The organism is Paracoccus methylarcula (genome assembly GCF_003007735.2).
Taxonomy (GTDB): Bacteria; Pseudomonadota; Alphaproteobacteria; order Rhodobacterales; family Rhodobacteraceae; genus Paracoccus; species Paracoccus methylarcula.
The window spans coordinates 467,499-485,816 of sequence record NZ_PXNQ02000001.1; the positions used below are offsets into that span (position 1 = coordinate 467,499).

Sequence of the window (18,318 nt, forward strand, 5' to 3'; positions counted from 1 at the left end):
AGACCGGATCGCATGGCCGAAAACCGGATGGCTCGCGAGGGTGACCGAAACGATCTCGACCCGAGGGCGATGCAGCGCGTCGTCCTGGTGACGGGCCCGTCCGGTGCGGGACGTTCGACGGCCATCAATGTGCTGGAGGACCTGGGCTTCGAGGCAATCGACAACCTGCCCCTGTCGCTGGTCCCGCGCCTGCTGGACGGGCCGTCGCGTCCGGGTCCGCTGGCCCTGGGGCTGGATGTGCGCAACCGGGATTTCTCGGCGACGAACGTGATCGAATTGATCGACCGCCTGACCCGCGATCCGCTTTATGCGCCCGAGGTGCTGTATCTTGACTGCGCGCCCGACACCTTGCTGCGCCGATATAACGAGACGCGGCGCAGGCATCCGCTGGCCCCTGACGGATCGCCGCTGATGGGGGTGACAAGCGAAATCGACCTTCTTGCACCGATCAAGGGGCGGGCGGATGTGCTGGTGGATACGACGGAATTGTCGCCCCATGACCTAAAGGCCGAGCTTGCGCGCTGGTTCGATACCCGGCCCGACCGGCGATTGAGCGTGTCGGTTCATTCATTTTCCTACAAGCGGGGCGTTCCGCGCGGCCTCGACCTGATGTTCGACTGCCGGTTCCTGGCCAATCCGCATTGGGAGAAGGGCTTGCGTGAACTGAACGGAACACAGGCCGAGGTCCAGGACTTCGTCTGTGGTGATTCGCGCTACGGGGAATTCTTTTCGCGGATTCGAGATCTGATTCTTTTTCTGCTGCCGGCGCATCTCGAGGAAGGCAAGACTCATCTGGCAATCGGCTTCGGGTGTACCGGAGGGCAACACCGTTCGGTTACTTTGGTTGAAAAAATGGCAGTAGCGCTTGCAGATGCGGGATGGCCGGTGTCAATAAGGCATAGGGAACTCGAACGCCGCATGACGGTGCCCTCGGCTATTGGCGATGATTTGCCTGTCGGCAAGGCAGGGCAGGCGTCCACTAACCCGGGGAACGCGTCGTGATGCATGGCTTTAGTACTGGTGGAACGCGTTGATCGGAATTGTCATCGTCGCACATGGCGGACTTGCACGGGAATATCTGTCTGCGGTCGAGCATGTCGTGGGGCCGCAAAGCGGCATCGCCGCTGTCTCGATCGAGGACGATCACGACCGGGCGGTGAAGACGGCCGAGATCCAGGCCGCCGCGAATGCCGTCGATCACGGCGATGGCGTGGTGGTGGTGACGGATCTGTTCGGCGGGTCGCCCTCGAACCTGTCGGTGCCCGCCTGCGCGATGCGGAACCGCACGATCCTGTATGGCGCCAATCTGCCGATGCTGGTCAAGCTGGCCAAGTCGCGGCATCTGCCGGTGTCCGACGCGGTGGCCTTTGCCAAGGAGGCGGGGCGCAAATACATCAATTCCTACAACGTTCCGATCGAGGCCGTCCTCAATACGGGAACCCATGCGAGATGAGTTCTTCCGTCACCCGTGACCTTTCCATCATCAACGTCAAGGGCCTGCATGCACGGGCCAGCGCGAAATTCGTCGATGTGGTCGAGCGTTTCGACGCGCAGGCGACGGTCGAAAAGGACGGGATGAGCGTGTCGGGCGATTCGATCATGGGATTGCTGATGCTGACCGCTCCACGCGGCAGCGAGATCACCGTGACGACGACCGGGCCCGACGCGGCGGCGCTGGCCGATGCGCTCGAGGAACTGGTGGCCGATTATTTCGGCGAAGGCATGTAGGGCGGCAGTGAATTGGCCGACCGCAAGAGCTATCATCACGGAAATCTGCGTCAGGCGCTGGTCGAGGCGACCGCCGCGCTGATCGAGGAACTTGGCCCGCAGGCATTCACCATGTCCGAGGCAGCGCGCCGGGCAGGGGTTTCCCCGGCGGCGCCATACCGGCATTTCAAGGGGCGCGACGACCTGATCGAAGAGGTAGCGCGTCTCGGCTTTCTCGAATTCACCGAAAGGCTGGATGCAGCCTTCGACGACGGCCACCCCCGGACCCTGACCGCGTTCCTGCGGATGGGTCAGGCTTACCTGGACTTTGCGCGGGAACGGCCCGGTTATTACATGGCGATGTTCGAATCGGGGATCTCGATTGCCGGGAATGCCGAATTGTCGCAGGCATCCGAGAAGGCGCAGGGGGTTCTGTTGCACGCGGCAAAGGCCTTGGCCAGCCGCTTGCCCGAGAACCAGCGCCCGCCTGCCCGGATGGTCGCCAATCATATCTGGGCAATGAGCCATGGCGTGGTCGAATTGTTCTCGCGCGGCAGACCGGGCAGGCGGGCGCCGGTCGAACCGGCAGAAATGCTGGAAAGCGGCGTGATCATCTATCTGCGCGGGTTGGGGCTGATTCCCGACGATTGACCGGTGATCCGGCGGCAGATGGTGGCTCGATGTGCGCGAGCCGAAAGCCCGGCTCGAACTGCCGCGGAAATGCCCGCCAAATCACTGTCTCGGCTTGCCCGGAATAAAAATCCGCAGATACCTCTTGACGCGGAGATTGCCGAGCCCATCTATGTAAATGTGATTAACATTAACATGAGGGGATCACGGAAAATGCACAGTGCCTCGCACAGCTTGCCAAACTATCACATGCCGCGAAATGCGGGTCCGGGGCCTATCGGACGGGCACGCGACTGGCTGGACGAACGCGGCAAGGCCGCATGGCTCATCGCCATGATCCTGGGCTTTGTCGTCTTCTGGCCGATTGGCCTCGCCCTTCTCGCCTATATGATCTGGAGTAAACGTATGTTCGGATGCAACAAGCGCAGTCACGCTTCCCGCTATCACGCGGTGCCGACCGGAAACTCGGCTTTCGACGCCTATCGCGAGGAAACGCTGAAGCGGCTGGAGGACGAACACGGCGAGTTCATGGACTTCCTGCAGAAACTGCGCGAAGCCAAGGACAAGGCGGAGTTCGACCAGTTCATGGAGCAGCGCGACACCAAGGCCGATCACTGATCGGGACAGATGAACGGGGCCGGGACGACCGGCCCCTTCGCTTATTCACCGCGCGGAAATCTCTGGTTCTCTTCGAGAACGTTCAGGTCCATGTGGTTGCGCATGTAACGCTCTGACGCCTGCATGAGCGGCTGGTAATCCCACGGGTAATAGGATCCGTTCCGCAATGCCTCGTAGACGATCCAGCGGCGGGCTTGCGATTGGCGCACTTCGGCGTCATAGGCGCCCAGATCCCAACGCTGACCTGCCATGTCCCGCAAACGCTCCAGCGTATCGGCCTGGTCCGCATCGCCGGCCAGGTTGCGCCGCTCATCCGGGTCGGTGTCCAGATCGAACAGCATCTCGGGATCGGCGTCACAGGCGATATATTTCCACCGCCCGTCACGGATCGCGACCAGTGGAGTGATACTGCCTTCCGCGGCATATTCCATCGGCACCGGCCCGCGACTGGCCCCGCCATCGGCCAGCGATACGCCGTCGGTCCATGGCGCGATCTCGTCCATCGGCAAACCCGCAAGGTCGCAGAGCGTCGGCAGGACATCGATGGTGCTGACAGGCTGATCGACCCGCCCCGGCGCCATGGAAGGGGCCGAGATCATCAGCGGCACCCGCGCCGAGCCTTCGTAGAAGCTCATCTTGAACCACAAGCCACGCTCGCCCAGCATGTCGCCGTGGTCGGACACGAACAGGATGATCGCTTCCTGCCCGGTGGTCTCCATCACGTCCATGATCTCGCCGATCTTGTCGTCGATATAGCTGATATTGGCGAAATATCCCCGCCGTGCGCGGCGGATGTGATCCTCGGTGATGTCGAAGGCCCGCCAGTCCGACGCATCCATCAGCCGCTGCGAATGCGGGTCCTGATCCTCGTATGCGACAGCCTCGGGCGGGGTCAGCTCGGGCGCGTCCTCATAGAGATCCCAGTATTTGCGCCGCGCGACATAGGGATCATGCGGATGGGTGAAGCTGACCGTCAGGCACCAGGGCCGCTCGTCCCCGCCGCGCGCCAGATCATACAGTTTCCGGCAGGCGTTATAGGCAACCTCGTCGTCATATTCGAGCTGGTTGCTGATCTCGCCCACGCCCGCGCCCGTGACCGAGCCGAGATTGTGATACCACCAGTCGATCCGCTCGCCCGGCTTGCGATAATCCGGCGTCCAGCCGAAATCGGCGGGATAGATGTCGGTCGTCAACCGTTCCTCGAAACCATGCAACTGGTCCGGGCCGACGAAATGCATCTTGCCCGACAGGCAGGTCTGATAACCCGCCCGGCGGAGGTGATGCGCATAGGTCGGGATGTCCGAGGCGAACTCGGCCGCATTGTCATAGACCCGCGTGCGCCGGGGCAATTGCCCCGACATGAAGCTGGCGCGACCGGGCGCGCAAAGCGGGCTGCCAGTATAGGTATTGGCAAAACGCGTCGAACGCTCCGCCAGCCGCCGCAGATTTGGAGTATGCAGGAAAGGGGCGGGGCCGTCGGGGAACAAGACCCCCGACAGCTGATCCGCCATCAGGATCAGGATATTCGGTTTCACTCTGCCACCGCTGCCATCAATGCGTCTTCTGCCGGTTCGCCTTCCAGCGTGGTCACGCCGTCGAGCCATGGTTTGACCGCGTCGGGATTGGCGGCAATCCATTCCTTCGCCGCGTCTTGCGCATCCATGCCGTCATCGAGAATCTTGCCCATCAGGACATTCTCCATGCCGATATCGAATGTCAGCTGGCCGAACAGTTTCGCGGCATTGGGGCAGGAGGCAACCCATTCCTTGCGCGCCAGCGTATGCACGGTCGCGCCGCCGAAATCCGGGCCGAACTGTTCGTCGCCGCCCGAGAGATAGGTGATCTCGATCGCCTCGTTCATCGGATGCGGGGCCCATGCCAGGAAGACCGTTGGCGTGCCCGCGCCCTCGTTCCGGCCCACTTGCGCAAGCATCGCCTGTTCACCGCTTTCGACCAGCTCCCAGTCTCCGAGTCCGAATTCATCCGCCTCGATCATCGCCTGGATCGACTGGTTCGCGGGGGCGCCGGGCTCGATGCCGTAGATCTTGCCTTCGAAAGCGTCCTTCTGCGCGTCGAGATCGGCGAAATCGGCCACGCCCGCATCGGCGCCTGCCTTGTTCACCGCAAGCGTGAATTTCGCGCCTTCGAGATTCTGGACCAGTTCCTCGATATCTCCGGTCGCGTCCAGGTCGTCGCGGAATTTCTGCTGCGCGGGCATCCAGTTGCCCAGGAAGACATCGGTCTGGCCGTTCTTCAGCGCCTCGTAACCCACCGGGACGGAGAGGGTGGCGATGTCGGGTGTATAGCCAAGGGCTGACAGGACGACGGCGGCAACGCCATTCGTGGCGGTGATATCGGTCCAGCCCGGATCGGACAGATGCACCGTGCCGCATGTCGCGGGATCATCGGCCATCGCAGGCATCGCCGCACCGACCGTCAGGATCAGCGCGGCACTCATGCGTTTCAGAATCGGCATTGTTTCTCTCCTGTCGGTTTTTGATTGACTGTCCAATCAATGACAGATTCCCGGCAGGATTTCATCCAAAAAGTTAACGCGTCGGGATGGGGCTTTCTCCGCGATAATCGTAAAAGCCACGCCCGGTCTTGCGGCCAAGCCAGCCCGCCTCAACATATTTGGTCAAAAGCGGGCAGGGGCGGTATTTCGTGTCCGCGAGCCCATCATGCAGCACGTTCATGATCGCAAGGCAGGTGTCGAGCCCGATGAAATCGGCCAGTTCCAGCGGCCCCATCGGATGGTTGGCGCCCAGTTTCAGCGATTCGTCGATGGATTTGACGTTCCCCACGCCCTCGTAAAGCGTATAGACTGCCTCGTTGATCATCGGCATCAGGATCCGGTTCACGATAAAGGCCGGGAAGTCCTCGGCCGAGGCTGCGGTCTTGCCCAGCTTGTTGACCACCTCGTGCAGCGCCTTGTAGGTCGCCTCGTCGGTGGCAATGCCGCGGATCAGCTCGACCAGTTGCATGACCGGGACCGGGTTCATGAAATGGAAGCCCATGAATTTCTCGGGCCGGTCGGTGCGGCTGGCCAGCCGGGTGATCGAGATCGACGAGGTGTTCGAGGTCAGGATCGTGTCGGGCTTCAGATGCGGGACCAGGTCCTCGAAGATCGCCTGCTTGACCGTTTCCCGCTCGGTCGCGGCCTCGATCACAAGGTCGGTCTGGCCAAGATCGGTCAGGGTCAGCGTGGTCGAAATCCGCCCCATCGCGGTCTTCTTGTCCTCGGCGCTGATCTTTTCACGGCTGACCTGGCGCTCCAGGTTGCGGTCGATCAGCGCGACGGCCTTGTCCAGCGCGTCCTGGCTGATGTCGTTGAGCAATACGTCATAGCCCGCCAGCGCAAAGACATGGGCGATCCCGTTGCCCATCTGCCCCGCTCCGATCACGCCTACCTTTTGAATCGCCATGTCCGCCTCTCTTGTCTGATCGCCGCGACGATAGGGGGAGCGGTTCCCTGTCGCAATGCAAAACCGCCTCCGGGATGGCCGGAGGCGGTGAGGTTTCGCCGGGAAAGGGGGCTCTGCCCCCGCCGCGCGTTGCGCGACTCCCCCGGGATATTTTCATGAAGAAGAAGCTGTCAGAGCTTTTCGGTCAGTTCCGGGACGACGCTGAAAAGGTCGCCGACGAGGCCGTAATCGGCGATCTGGAAGATCGGGGCTTCCTCGTCCTTGTTGATCGCGACGATGACCTTGGAGTCCTTCATCCCCGCGAGGTGCTGGATCGCGCCGGAGATGCCGACGGCCACGTAGAGCTCGGGCGCGACGACCTTGCCGGTCTGGCCAACCTGCCAGTCATTCGGGGCATAGCCCGAATCGACGGCGGCGCGGCTGGCGCCCACGGCGGCACCCAGCTTGTCGGCCAGCTTCTCGATGAGCGCGAAGTCCTCCTTGGAGCCAACACCGCGGCCACCCGAGACCACGCGGCCAGCCGAGGTCAGTTCGGGACGGTCGCTTTCGGCGAACTCGTCGGCAACCCATTTCGACAGGCCCGGATCGTCCGCCAGCGTGGCGTCCTCGACCGGTGCCGGGCTGCCTTCGCCCGCCGCCTCGAAGCTGGCGGTGCGGACTGTCAGCACCTTCTTGGCATCCTTCGATTTCACCGTCTGGATGGCATTGCCGGCATAGACCGGGCGTTCGAAGGTCTCGGCATCGATCACCGCCGAGGCATCCGAGATGATCATCGCATCCAGCAGCGCCGCCACGCGGGGCATGATGTTCTTGGCGTCCGTCGTGGCCGGGGCGACGATATGCTCGTAATCGCCCGCGAGGCTGACCAGCAGCGCCGCCGTCGGCTCGGCCAGGCGGTGGCCGTAGCGCGCATCCTCGGCGACCAGGACCCTGGCGACGCCGTCGATCTTCGCCGCTTCCTGCGCGGCCTCCCTGGCCGAGGATCCGGCGCAGAGCACCGTCACATCGCCAAGTGCCTTCACTGCGCCCACGGCCTTGGAGGTCGCATCAACGTTCAGTTCACCCCCGGTGACTTCTCCCAGCAGCAGAACAGCCATCACACAACCCCCGCTTCTTTCAGTTTCGACACCAGCTCATCGACGGATCCGACCTTGATCCCGGCCTTGCGGCCCTCGGGCTCGCCGGTCGAGACGATCTCGAGGCGCGGGGTCACATCGACGCCGTAATCCGCCGCCGTCTTCTCATCGAGCGGTTTCTTCTTGGCTTTCATGATATTGGGCAGCGAGGCATAGCGCGGCTCGTTCAGGCGCAGGTCGGCGGTGACGATGGCGGGCAGCTTGACCTCGATGGTCTGCAAGCCGCCATCTACTTCGCGCGTGACCTTGGCGGCTTCGCCCTCGATCTCGATCTTGCTGGCGAAGGTGGCCTGAGACCAGCCCAACAGCGCCGAGAGCATCTGGCCGGTGGCGTTCATGTCGTTGTCGATGGCCTGCTTGCCGGCGATGACCAGCTTCGGCTGTTCCTCGTCGATCACGGCCTTGAGGATCTTGGCGACGGCCAGCGGCTCGATGTCCTGATGCACGTCATCGGCGGCGACCACCAGGATGGCGCGGTCGGCGCCCATGGCGAGCGCGGTGCGCAGCGTTTCGGCGGCCTGTTTCACGCCGATGGAGACGGCGACGACCTCTTCGGCCACGCCTTTTTCCTTCAGGCGGATTGCCTCTTCCACCGCGATCTCGTCGAACGGGTTCATCGACATCTTCACATTCGCCAGATCGACACCCGATCCGTCCGCTTTCACACGGGCCTTCACGTTGTAATCGATCACACGCTTGACCGGCACGAGAACCTTCATCGGCCTCTCTCCCTTAGTTTGCGTCATCTGTCCGGGGGCAGTGTTATCGACAGATTTTGCGGATTTACAGCATAAAAACGCCTTCCGACGTGACGTTTGCGGCTGTCAGCCGCTAACGGCTCGCCCCCGGCACCCACAGGACATCCTCGGTGCCGCCGCCATTTGCCTGACGCGCCGCCACGAAAAGCCAATCCGACAGGCGGTTGAGATAACGCACCGCCGCCTGATTGACATCCCCGGCCTGGGCCAGTTCGGTCGCGTGGCGTTCGGCCCGGCGGGCGACGGTGCGCGACAGGTGCAGATGCGCCGCCAGCACCGAGCCGCCGGGGAGGATGAAGCTGCGCAGCGGCTGCAGGTCGGCGTTCATCTCGTCGATCTCGCGTTCCAGCCGTTCGACCTGTGACTGGACGATTCGCAGGACCGGATAGCCTGCCTGGTCGTCGGCATCCATGTTCGGACGCGACAGGTCGGCACCCAGGTCGAAGAGGTCGTTCTGGATCACCGACAGCCTGTCCGCCAGCTTGTCGGCGGCGTGAAGACGGCACAGTCCGAGCGTCGCGTTCAACTCGTCCACGGTGCCATAGGCTTCGACGCGTGGGTCGTGCTTGGCCACGCGGCTGCCATCCGACAGCGCCGTGTCGCCCTTGTCGCCGGTGCGGGTATAGATCTTGTTCAGAACAACCATCAGGAAGACCTCATCCAGATAAACAGCATGATCAATGCAATGGCGATCGCCTGCGCGATGATCCGCCAGCGCATCAGCCGGTTGCCGTGCTTGCGGTTGAACTCGCCGCCGCGGGCAAAGCCGCCGATCCCGGTCGCCAGGATGGCCAGGACCACGAGTCCCGCGAGGATGACGAGAAAGAAGAGGGGTTTGTCTTGCATGGGAACCGCCTTTCGCGGGCGAGCCTAGCTGCGGCGGGCGAACCAGTCCAGTGCGCGGGTGGGCAAAAGCCTGCGGCCGATCCCGGAAATCCATGTCGGTGCCGTGACATAATAGCGCGGGTCGGGATTCGCTGCGGTCAGCGCATGCAGGATCCGGTCGCTGACGGCAGAGGGCGGCAGTTCGAACCGATCCTTGCCGCCCGGTTCATAGAGCCGCTTCAGCAAACCGGCGCGATATTCCTCTGCCCTTGCGCTGTCCTGCCAGTTCACCCATCGCTCGAAATGCGGGATGGCGTTTTCGCGGATGCGGCTGGTGATCGGGCCGGGTTCGATCAGCACGATCTTGACGCCGGTTCCCCGCATTTCCAGCCGCAGCACGTCGGTCAGCCCTTCCAGCGCGAACTTGGTGGCGACATAGGGACCGCGCCACGGGATGCCGACCAGTCCGAGGACCGAGCTGATATTCACGATCCGACCGCCATGCTGGCGGAAATGCGGGATCAGCCGGACGGTCATGTCATGGGTGCCAAAGAGATTCGCCTCGAAAATCGCGCGCAGAGCGCCGCGCGGCATGTCCTCGACCGCGCCGGGCAGGGCGAAGGCCGCATTGTTGACCAGCGCATGCAATGTTCCGCCGTCGAGCACCTGATTCACTAGCCCTACGACGCTGTCGGGATCGGCGAGTTCCAGGTGATGGCACTCCATCCCCTCGGCCCGGAGGGCGGCGATGTCCTCGTCCTTGCGGCAGGTGGCGATGACCTGCCAGCCCTCGGCCTGCATCCGCCTTGCCGCGTCAAGTCCGATGCCCGAGGAGCAGCCGGTGATGAGAACCCGCTTCGTCATGCTGTCATGGGACATCGGCGGACAGGAATTGCCCCGAAATATAGCCGATGCGCCCACCGCCATCGCGGATATGCACCCAGTCACCATTGGTCGGCCCAAGCGCCTCGACCGCCGCGCCGCCCTCCAGCGCGCCGATCACCCGGTCATTGGTGGAAGGGCCGGAGCGGAAATTCACGCTGGTTCCCGTGACATAGAGGATTGGTCCTTGCGCATCCGTGGGCGCTGCGGCGGGTTCCGGAGTCTCACCCGCATATTCGGGCGACGGACGCAGATCCGGGCCAGGAAATTGCTGCACGCGTTCCGGGGTTTGCGTGGCTGCCTGCACGAGGTCGGCCGGTGGTTTGCCATCTGCGCCCACCGATGCAGGTGTTTCGGGCAACTCCGGCAAGGGGGGCGTGGCGGCCTCGCTTTCCTGCGATGCGGCCTGCCCGGTCTCGTCGGTCTGGTGTCCTGCCCGGAGGTTGCCCGAGCCGTAAACCGACAGCACGACGAAAATTGCCGCCAGCGTCGTCACCAGTAGAAACAACAATCGTATCATTCCGCTGCCATCGTCCCCTGCTGGCCTCTCACAGCTTCGTTACCCTATTCGCGTTTCCAACGCCATTATGTGGCAGCTTGTTCCCGGCATGATTTTCATCTGGACCGCCGGCGCGTGGGGGCCTATCCAATGCGACATGTCAGACGATCTGCCCATCGACCCCGAACGGAACACCCAGGCCGAGCCGCTCAGCCGCGCCATCGGCGAGCGCTACTTGACCTATGCGCTGTCCACGATCATGAACCGCGCCCTGCCGGATGCCCGCGACGGGCTGAAGCCGGTGCATCGCCGCATCCTTTACGCGATGCGCGAATTGCGGCTGGCCCCGAATGGCGCTTTCCGCAAATCCGCCAAGATCACCGGCGACGTGATGGGCAATTACCACCCGCATGGCGATGCCGCGATCTATGATGCCATGGCGCGGCTGGCGCAGGATTTCGCCATGCGCTATCCGCTGGTCGACGGGCAGGGCAATTTCGGCAATATCGACGGCGATAATCCCGCCGCCGCCCGCTATACCGAGGCGCGGCTGGCGATGGCGTCAGAGGCGCTGATGGACGGGCTGGCCGAGGATTCGGTCGATTTCCGTCCCAATTACGACGGCACCCTGACAGAGCCGGTGGTGCTGCCCTCGGCATTCCCGAACCTGCTGGCCAATGGCGCCTCGGGAATCGCGGTGGGGATGGCGACGAATATCCCGCCGCATAACCTGCACGAGGTGATCGACGCCTGCCTGCACCTGATCAAGACGCCCGACGCGCGTGACGATACGCTGGCCGGGATCGTCCAGGGACCGGACTTCCCCACAGGCGGGGTGGTCGTCGAAAGCCGCGAAACGATCGCCGAGACCTACCGGACGGGGCGCGGAGCCTTTCGTGTCCGCGCCCGGTGGGAGCAAGAGGATCTGGGCCGTGGCCAATGGCAGATCGTCGTCACCGAGATCCCCTATCAGGTGCAGAAATCCAAGCTGATCGAGCGGCTTGCCGAGCTGATCCAGACCCGCAGGATCCCGATCCTTGCCGATGTGCGCGACGAATCCGCCGAGGATGTCCGCATCGTGCTGGAGCCGAAATCGCGCAGCGTGAACCCGGATCAACTGATGGCCGCGCTGTACAAGGTTAGCGACCTGGAGGTTCGTTTCAGCCTGAACATGAACGTGCTGATCGACGGGCGGGTGCCCAAGGTCTGCAGTCTCAAGGAGGTTCTGCGGGCCTTTCTGGATCACCGCCGCGAGGTGCTGGTCCGGCGCGCGAATTACCGGCTGGAAAAGATCGCCGCGCGTTTGGAGGTGCTGGAAGGTTACCTGATCGCCTATCTGAACCTCGACCGGGTGATCGAGATCATCCGCAACGAGGACGAGCCCAAGAAGATCATAATGGCCGAATTCGGCCTGACCGATGTGCAGGTCGAGGCGATCCTGAACATGCGCCTGCGCGCCTTGCGCAAGCTGGAAGAGATCGAGTTGCGGGCCGAGCGCGACAACCTGCTGGAAGAGCGCGAGGGTCTGGAGGCGATGCTGGCCGATGAGGGCGCGCAATGGGCGCGGATCGCGGACCAGTTGAAAGAGGTTCGGAATCTCTTTGGAAAATCAACGTCAGAGGGGCTGCGCCGCACACAGATCACCGAGGCCGAAGATGTCGCGCCGATCGACATGGACGCGATGATCGAACGCGAACCGCTGACAATCATCCTGTCCAAGATGGGCTGGATCCGGGCGATGAAGGGCCATCAGCCGCTGGATGCCGAACTGAAGTTCAAGGATGGCGACGGGCCGGGTCTTGCGCTGCATGCCGAGACCACCGACAAGCTGATGGTATTCGCGTCCAACGGGCGGTTTTATACCTTGCCCGCCAATGGCTTGCCCGGAGGCCGCGGGATGGGGGAGCCGCTGCGGCTGATGGTCGATCTGCCCAATGAGGCCGAGGTGATCTCGGTCTTTCCGTGGCGTGAGGGCGAGAAATACCTGGTGGCCTCGAAAGAGGGCAACGGTTTCGTGGTGCAATCGGGTGATATCCTCGCGCAGACCAAGACCGGCAAGCAGGTGCTGAACGGCGAGGCGCTGTTGTGTAGGCCGGTCAGCGGCGATCATGTCGCGGTAGTCGGTGAGAACCGGAAAATGCTGGTATTTCCGCTGGATGAATTGCCCGAGATGGGTCGTGGCAAGGGCGTCCGGTTGCAGAAATACAAGGATGGCGGGTTGTCCGACGCGATCTGCCTGACGCTGACCGACGGGCTTAGCTGGCCTATGACGGGCGGCAAGACGCGCACCGAAAGCGATCTTGGTGAATGGCTGGGCAAGCGGGCCGGGGCGGGCCGGATGGCGCCGAGAGGGTTCCCGCGCGACAACAAATTCGCCTGACGCAACAGCAGCGTACGTTGCTGTTGCGGGCGTGCGCGGTTGATCATGCCGTTGACACGGCAAATGCTGGGATTTCGGCTGCACAATGCGTACACCGCGCGTACACAACCTGTACACAGAACGTACACAGATTGCGCCTGTTGCGCGGCTGACGCCAGGTCATCTGTGAACGCTTGGTGAAGAAACCGTTTCGTCAGGATTAACCGTGAGAGAGGTGGGATTGGCACGTGGCCGACCCTCCATGCAAGGCGCTACTTCGAGTTAGGGCGGCACAATTCATGGGTTGCCAAAATCTAATATATCGAATATTCTCGAAATATGGATACGAATCGCATCGATCAACTCGCCTCGCTCGCCCATCCGCAACGGCTGGCCCTGTTCCGCCTGCTGGTGCGGCGCTATCCGGATCGGGTTTCCGCCGGAGAATTGGCCGAGGCCATCGATGCGCGACAGAATACCTTGTCGTCTTACCTCGCATCGCTGCGTGCCGCCGGGCTGATATCCCAGGCCCGTGAGGGTCGATCCCTGCTTTACCGCGCCGAGATGGAGCAATCCGCAGCGCTGATCAGCTACCTGATCGCCGATTGCTGCCGTGGACGCCCCGATCTTTGCCAGCCATTTGTCCAACCCGTCCCTTCCGGAGAAAGACCCATGTCCGATCGGAAATACAATGTCCTGTTCATCTGCACGGGCAATTCCGCCCGCTCGATCTTTGGCGAATCGATCCTGCGTTTCGAGGCCGGGGACCGCTTCAACGCCTATTCCGCCGGCACGCATCCCTATTCCGAACTGAACCCGTTCGCTGTCGAGATGCTCGATCACAAGGGGCATGACATCGGCGCCCTGCGGGCCAAGAATATCGCCGAGTTCCAGGGTGATGACGCGCCGGTCATGGATTTCGTCTTCACCGTCTGCGACCGCGCCGCGAACGAGGAATGCCCGGCATGGGCAGGCCAGCCCATCAGCGCGCATTGGGGTATGCCCGATCCGGTGAAAGCCGAGGGAACCGAGGCCGAACGGAAGCTGGCCTTCCAGCAAGCCTATGCCGGTTTGCGCAACCGCATCCTCGCCTTTACCGCCTTGCCGCTGGACAGCCTTGATCGCATTTCCCTGCAACATCGCGTGGACGACATCGCCCGCGACCTGGAGGCGCAATGACCACCACCTATGCGCTGAACGGGCTTGGCCGGATCGGCAAGCTGGCGCTGCGGCCACTGCTGGAAAACGGGGCCGAAATCGCCTGGATCAACGATGCGGTGGGCGATCCCGAGATGCATGCCCATCTGCTGGAATTCGACAGCGTGCATGGCCGATGGCCCGCCAAGATCAGCCATGACCCGGACAGTATCGGCGTCAATGGCACCCGCCTGCCGGTGCATAACGCGAAGCGCATCGAGGATTTGCCATTGGGGGGCGTCGATGTGGTGATCGATTGCACCGGGGTGTTCAAGAGCGAGGCGAAGCTCGCCCCCTATTTCGCCGCCGGTGTGAAGAAAGTGGTTGTCAGCGCGCCGGTCAAGGATGGGCCGGTCGCGAATATCGTCTATGGCGTCAATCACGAAACCTATGACCCTGCCCGGCATGACATTATCACGGCGGCAAGCTGCACGACGAATTGCCTCGCCCCGGTGGTCAAGGTCATCCATGAGGGGCTGGGAATCCGCCATGGCTCGATCACCACGATCCATGACGTGACCAATACCCAGACCATCGTGGACCGCCCGGCCAAGGATCTGCGCCGCGCCCGCTCGGCGTTGAATTCGCTGATCCCGACCACGACCGGCTCGGCCACGGCGATCACCCTGATCTATCCCGAGCTCAAGGGGCGGTTGAACGGTCACGCGGTGCGGGTGCCGTTGCTCAACGCTTCGCTGACCGATTGCGTGTTCGAACTGGCCCGCGAGACCAGCGTGGACGAGGTGAACGCGATGCTGCGCGCCGCCGCCGAGGGGCCGCTGCAAGGTATCCTTGGCTTCGAGGACCGCCCGCTGGTTTCGGCCGATTACGTGAACGATAAAAGGTCCTGCATCGTGGACGGACCGTCAACGATGGTGGTCGCGGGCACGCAGGTCAAGATTTACGCATGGTATGACAACGAGATGGGCTATGCTCACCGGCTGGTGGATGTCGCGCGCATGGTCGGGGCGTCACTGTGAGTGCCGCGGCCCGGCCCGAAGGGCTTGCCGCCTATATCACGGTGACCGCCGCCTATTGGGCCTTCATGCTGACCGATGGCGCCCTGCGGATGCTGGTGCTGCTGCATTTCCACACGCTTGGTTTCTCGCCGGTGCAGTTGGCCTACCTGTTCCTGCTTTACGAAGTGGCGGGCATCGTCACCAATCTCTCGGCGGGTTGGATCGCCGCGCGCTTCGGCCTGACCTCGACGCTTTACGCGGGGCTGGGCATCCAGGTGCTGGCGCTTCTGGCGTTGGCGACGCTTGATCCGGGCTGGAGCCTTTGGGCCTCGGTTATCTATGTCATGGCGGTGCAGGGTGCTTCGGGCGTGGCCAAGGACCTCGCCAAGATGAGCGCGAAAAGCGCCGTCAAGCTGCTTGCCCCCTCGGGCGAGGGCGGGTTGTTTCGGTGGGTGGCGCTGCTGACCGGTTCCAAGAACGCGGTGAAGGGGGCGGGCTTCCTGCTTGGGGCGGTGCTGCTGGCCGTTCTGGGCTTCGTGCCCGCGATCCTGTCGATGGCGGCGGTGCTGGCGCTGATCCTGCTGGCGGTGCTGCTGAAGATGCCGGCGGGGCTGCCGCAGGGCAGGAAAGGCGCGAAGTTCCGCGAAGTATTTTCCAAGGACCGGAATATCAACCGGCTGTCAGCAGCGCGGCTGTTCCTGTTCGGCGCCCGCGATGTCTGGTTCGTCGTCGGCATCCCGATCTATTTCTACGCGGTCCTGTCCGACGGATCGGAAGAGGGCAACCGCGCCGCCTTCTTCATGATCGGCACGTTCATGGCGGTCTGGACGATCCTTTACGGGGCGGTGCAGGCGGCGGCGCCGCGCCTGCTTGGCGCAGCCAAGCGCCCCGAGGCGGAATTGATCCGGGAGGCCCGGCGATGGGCCGGGTTCCTGTTCGTCGTCCCGGCGGTTCTGGCCGTGCTGATCTGGAGCGTGGGCGCACCGGGCGCGGGGCTGACGGCCGCGATCGTCATTGGCCTGCTGGTCTTTGGTGCCATCTTCGCGGTCAATTCCTCGCTGCATTCCTACCTGATCCTCGCCTTCTCGACCTCCGGGCGAGTGACGATGGATGTGGGGTTCTACTACATGGCCAATGCAGCTGGCCGGTTGCTTGGCACGCTGTTGTCGGGGCTCAGCTACCAGCTTGGCGGGCTGTCGCTCTGCCTTGCGACCGCGGCCTTGCTGATCGCTCTCAGCTGGGTGGGGGCCGGGCGGTTGCGGTCAGCGTGATCCGCTGACCGTGGAGGCCCGGGGCCGCGCGATGCGACATGTCCCGAAACCGAAAAAGGGCGCCCCCGAAGAGGCGCCCTTTTCTTCAATCCGTGCCGGATCAGACCGAGTAGTAAAGCTGATACTCGACCGGGTGAGGCGTGTGCTCATAGGCATAGACCTCTTCCCATTTCAGCGCCATGTAACCTTCCAACTGATCGCGGGTAAAGACATCCCCCGCCAGCAGGAAGTCCATGTCCTTCTCCAGCTCTTCCAGCGCTTCGCGCAGGCTGCCGCAGACGGTCGGGATCTCGGCCAGTTCCTCGGGCGGCAGATCATACAGGTCCTTGTCCGAGGCCGAACCCGGATCGATCTTGTTCTTGATCCCGTCCAGCCCGGCCATCAGCAGGGCGGCAAAGCACAGATAGGGGTTCGCCGCCGGATCGGGAAAGCGGGCCTCGACGCGCTTGGCCTTGGGGCTTTCCGTCCACGGAATCCGTACGCAACCCGAACGATTGCGAGCCGAATAGGCGCGCAGGACCGGAGCCTCGAAGCCCGGGATCAGCCGCTTGTAGCTGTTGGTCGAGGGGTTGGTCAGCGCGTTCAGCGCCTTGGCGTGCTTGAGGATGCCGCCGATGAAATACAGTGCCTCTTGGCTGAGATCGGCATATTTGTCGCCTGCGAACAACGGCTTGCCGTCCTTCCAGATCGACATGTTCACATGCATCCCGGACCCGTTGTCGCCCTTCATGGGCTTGGGCATGAAGGTCGCCGATTTGCCATAGGCGGCGGCGACATTGTGGATGACATATTTGTATTTCTGCAGGTTGTCCGCCTGTTCGGTCAGCGAACCGAAGATCAGTCCCAACTCATGCTGCGCCGAGGCGACCTCGTGGTGGTGCTTGTCCACCTTCATGCCCATGCGTTTCATCGTGGACAGCATTTCGCTGCGGATATCCTGGGCCGCGTCAACCGGGTTGACCGGGAAATAGCCGCCCTTGTGACCGGCGCGATGACCCTGGTTGCCCATCTCGTATTCGCTATCGGTGTTCCAGGCCGCATCCACGGCGTCGATCTCGTAGGCTACCTTTTGCGGCGTCACCGAGTAGCGGACGTCGTCGAAGATGAAGAATTCGGCTTCCGGCCCGAAATAGGCGGCATCGCCGATGCCCGAGGATTTCAGGTAAGCCTCTGCCTTCACGGCGGTTCCGCGCGGGTCGCGGCTATAGGGCTCGCCCGTGTCCGGCTCGACGACATTGCAATGCACGCAGAGCGTCTTCTCGGCATAGAACGGATCGATATAGGCTGACGCGGTATCCGGGATCAGCTTCATGTCGGACTGGTCGATCGACTTCCAGCCGGCGATCGAGCTGCCGTCGAACATGAAGCCTTCCTCGAAGAAGTCCTCGTCCACCAGGTCCTTGTCCAGCGTCACATGCTGAAGCTTGCCCTTGGGATCGGTGAAGCGGACATCGACATAGGCGACGTCCTCGTCCTCGATCAGCTTCAATACCTCTTTGATCTGCATCTCTTCCCTTTCTTCGTAGATGCGGCCCGGCAGTCATCACGGCCGGGCGCAGGTATCAGTCGTCAGTTATCCTTAAACCGCGTCGTCGCCGGTTTCGCCAGTCCGGATCCGGATGGCCTGTTCGACGGGGGACACGAAAATCTTGCCGTCGCCGATCTTCTCGGTGCGCGCGGCATCCACGATAGCATCGATCGCCGCTTCGACCTGATCGTCGGGCAGCACCATCTCGATCTTCACCTTGGGCAGGAAATCGACGACATATTCAGCGCCGCGATAAAGTTCCGTATGGCCCTTCTGACGCCCGAAGCCCTTGACTTCGGTGACCGACAGCCCCTGCACGCCCACTTCCTGCAGCGCCTCTTTCACGTCGTCCAGTTTGAACGGCTTGATGATCGCCTCGATCTTCTTCATCGCTATTGATCCTTCCTCGCGGCTTGCCTGAAGCCTGATTGGCGGGTTTCATGGCGCGGGTAAATGCGGCACGCTCCGGATCGGGCGGCATAAACCGTGCTCTGGGCCCGCATGTCTGTTTTTTGGGCAGATTG

At 62.8% G+C, this 18,318-nt stretch carries 20 protein-coding genes; 9 read left to right on the forward strand and 11 right to left on the reverse strand.

Translation table 11 applies throughout. The features are described 5' to 3' along the window. Positions 1-27 precede the first annotated feature (27 nt). The 5 genes from rapZ to A7A09_RS02170 all read left to right on the forward strand — a co-directional run bounded on the left by rapZ (position 28) and on the right by A7A09_RS02170 (position 2,955). A complete protein-coding gene (gene rapZ / locus A7A09_RS02150) occupies positions 28-1,002 on the forward strand; it encodes an RNase adapter RapZ (RefSeq protein WP_436277773.1) in 975 nt (324 codons plus the stop codon). A gap of 28 nt (positions 1,003-1,030) precedes the next feature. After that, on the forward strand, positions 1,031-1,453 hold the full coding sequence (locus tag A7A09_RS02155) for a PTS sugar transporter subunit IIA (RefSeq protein ID WP_106689833.1): 423 nt from the start codon (positions 1,031-1,033) through the stop codon (positions 1,451-1,453). After that, on the forward strand, positions 1,450-1,728 hold the full coding sequence (locus A7A09_RS02160; RefSeq protein ID WP_106689834.1) for an HPr family phosphocarrier protein: 279 nt from the start codon (positions 1,450-1,452) through the stop codon (positions 1,726-1,728). The genes A7A09_RS02155 and A7A09_RS02160 overlap by 4 nt, the downstream gene beginning before the upstream one ends. A 12-nt stretch (positions 1,729-1,740) precedes the next feature. After that, a complete protein-coding gene (locus A7A09_RS02165; protein ID WP_106689835.1) occupies positions 1,741-2,358 on the forward strand; it encodes a TetR/AcrR family transcriptional regulator in 618 nt (205 codons plus the stop codon). 228 nt (positions 2,359-2,586) lie between these two features. Beyond that, positions 2,587-2,955 (forward strand): DUF2852 domain-containing protein, encoded by a 369-nt coding sequence (locus tag A7A09_RS02170; protein WP_245999084.1) that lies wholly within the window; start codon positions 2,587-2,589, stop codon positions 2,953-2,955. 41 nt (positions 2,956-2,996) lie between these two features. On the opposite strand, the gene betC is transcribed toward A7A09_RS02170, so the two are convergent. The 9 genes from betC to A7A09_RS02215 form a co-directional block, all read right to left on the reverse strand. Further along, positions 2,997-4,490: a choline-sulfatase gene (betC, locus tag A7A09_RS02175; protein WP_281277330.1), complete on the reverse strand. Its 1,494-nt coding sequence runs from the start codon at positions 4,488-4,490 to the stop codon at positions 2,997-2,999. Next, on the reverse strand, positions 4,487-5,431 hold the full coding sequence (choX, locus tag A7A09_RS02180; protein WP_106689838.1) for a choline ABC transporter substrate-binding protein: 945 nt from the start codon (positions 5,429-5,431) through the stop codon (positions 4,487-4,489). The genes betC and choX overlap by 4 nt, the downstream gene beginning before the upstream one ends. 73 nt (positions 5,432-5,504) lie before the next feature. Next, a complete protein-coding gene (locus A7A09_RS02185; RefSeq protein ID WP_106689839.1) occupies positions 5,505-6,380 on the reverse strand; it encodes a 3-hydroxybutyryl-CoA dehydrogenase in 876 nt (291 codons plus the stop codon). Between the two features lie 170 nt (positions 6,381-6,550). Then, positions 6,551-7,477 (reverse strand): electron transfer flavoprotein subunit alpha/FixB family protein, encoded by a 927-nt coding sequence (locus A7A09_RS02190; protein ID WP_106689840.1) that lies wholly within the window; start codon positions 7,475-7,477, stop codon positions 6,551-6,553. After that, a complete protein-coding gene (locus A7A09_RS02195; RefSeq protein WP_106689841.1) occupies positions 7,477-8,235 on the reverse strand; it encodes an electron transfer flavoprotein subunit beta/FixA family protein in 759 nt (252 codons plus the stop codon). Before A7A09_RS02195 ends, A7A09_RS02190 begins: the two co-directional genes overlap by 1 nt. 112 nt (positions 8,236-8,347) lie before the next feature. Further along, positions 8,348-8,920: a cob(I)yrinic acid a,c-diamide adenosyltransferase gene (locus tag A7A09_RS02200; protein ID WP_106689842.1), complete on the reverse strand. Its 573-nt coding sequence runs from the start codon at positions 8,918-8,920 to the stop codon at positions 8,348-8,350. Continuing rightward, positions 8,920-9,120 carry a twin transmembrane helix small protein gene (locus tag A7A09_RS02205; protein WP_106689843.1) on the reverse strand — a complete coding sequence of 67 codons (201 nt, stop codon included), beginning with the start codon at positions 9,118-9,120 and terminating at the stop codon, positions 8,920-8,922. Before A7A09_RS02205 ends, A7A09_RS02200 begins: the two co-directional genes overlap by 1 nt. A gap of 24 nt (positions 9,121-9,144) precedes the next feature. Further along, on the reverse strand, positions 9,145-9,963 hold the full coding sequence (locus A7A09_RS02210; RefSeq protein WP_106690041.1) for an SDR family NAD(P)-dependent oxidoreductase: 819 nt from the start codon (positions 9,961-9,963) through the stop codon (positions 9,145-9,147). A gap of 4 nt (positions 9,964-9,967) precedes the next feature. Then, a complete protein-coding gene (locus tag A7A09_RS02215; protein WP_106689844.1) occupies positions 9,968-10,501 on the reverse strand; it encodes an SH3 domain-containing protein in 534 nt (177 codons plus the stop codon). 136 nt (positions 10,502-10,637) lie between these two features. On the opposite strand from A7A09_RS02215, the gene parC reads away from it, so the two are divergent. The 4 genes from parC (at position 10,638) to arsJ (ending at position 16,266) form a co-directional block, all read left to right on the forward strand. Further along, complete coding sequence (parC, locus tag A7A09_RS02220) at positions 10,638-12,860, forward strand: DNA topoisomerase IV subunit A (protein WP_106690042.1); 2,223 nt, start codon at positions 10,638-10,640, stop codon at positions 12,858-12,860. Positions 12,861-13,178: 318 nt separating this feature from the next. Further along, positions 13,179-14,018 carry an arsenate reductase/protein-tyrosine-phosphatase family protein gene (locus A7A09_RS02225; RefSeq protein WP_106689845.1) on the forward strand — a complete coding sequence of 280 codons (840 nt, stop codon included), beginning with the start codon at positions 13,179-13,181 and terminating at the stop codon, positions 14,016-14,018. Then, positions 14,015-15,016: an ArsJ-associated glyceraldehyde-3-phosphate dehydrogenase gene (locus tag A7A09_RS02230; RefSeq protein WP_106689846.1), complete on the forward strand. Its 1,002-nt coding sequence runs from the start codon at positions 14,015-14,017 to the stop codon at positions 15,014-15,016. Before A7A09_RS02225 ends, A7A09_RS02230 begins: the two co-directional genes overlap by 4 nt. Beyond that, entirely contained in the window at positions 15,013-16,266 is a 1,254-nt protein-coding gene (arsJ, locus tag A7A09_RS02235) for an organoarsenical effux MFS transporter ArsJ (RefSeq protein ID WP_148043604.1), read from the forward strand. Before A7A09_RS02230 ends, arsJ begins: the two co-directional genes overlap by 4 nt. Before the next feature lie 100 nt (positions 16,267-16,366). On the opposite strand, the gene glnA is transcribed toward arsJ, so the two are convergent. After that, positions 16,367-17,773 (reverse strand): type I glutamate--ammonia ligase, encoded by a 1,407-nt coding sequence (gene glnA, locus A7A09_RS02240; protein WP_106689847.1) that lies wholly within the window; start codon positions 17,771-17,773, stop codon positions 16,367-16,369. 72 nt (positions 17,774-17,845) lie between these two features. Next, on the reverse strand, positions 17,846-18,184 hold the full coding sequence (locus A7A09_RS02245; protein ID WP_106689848.1) for a P-II family nitrogen regulator: 339 nt from the start codon (positions 18,182-18,184) through the stop codon (positions 17,846-17,848). Positions 18,185-18,318 lie beyond the last annotated feature (134 nt).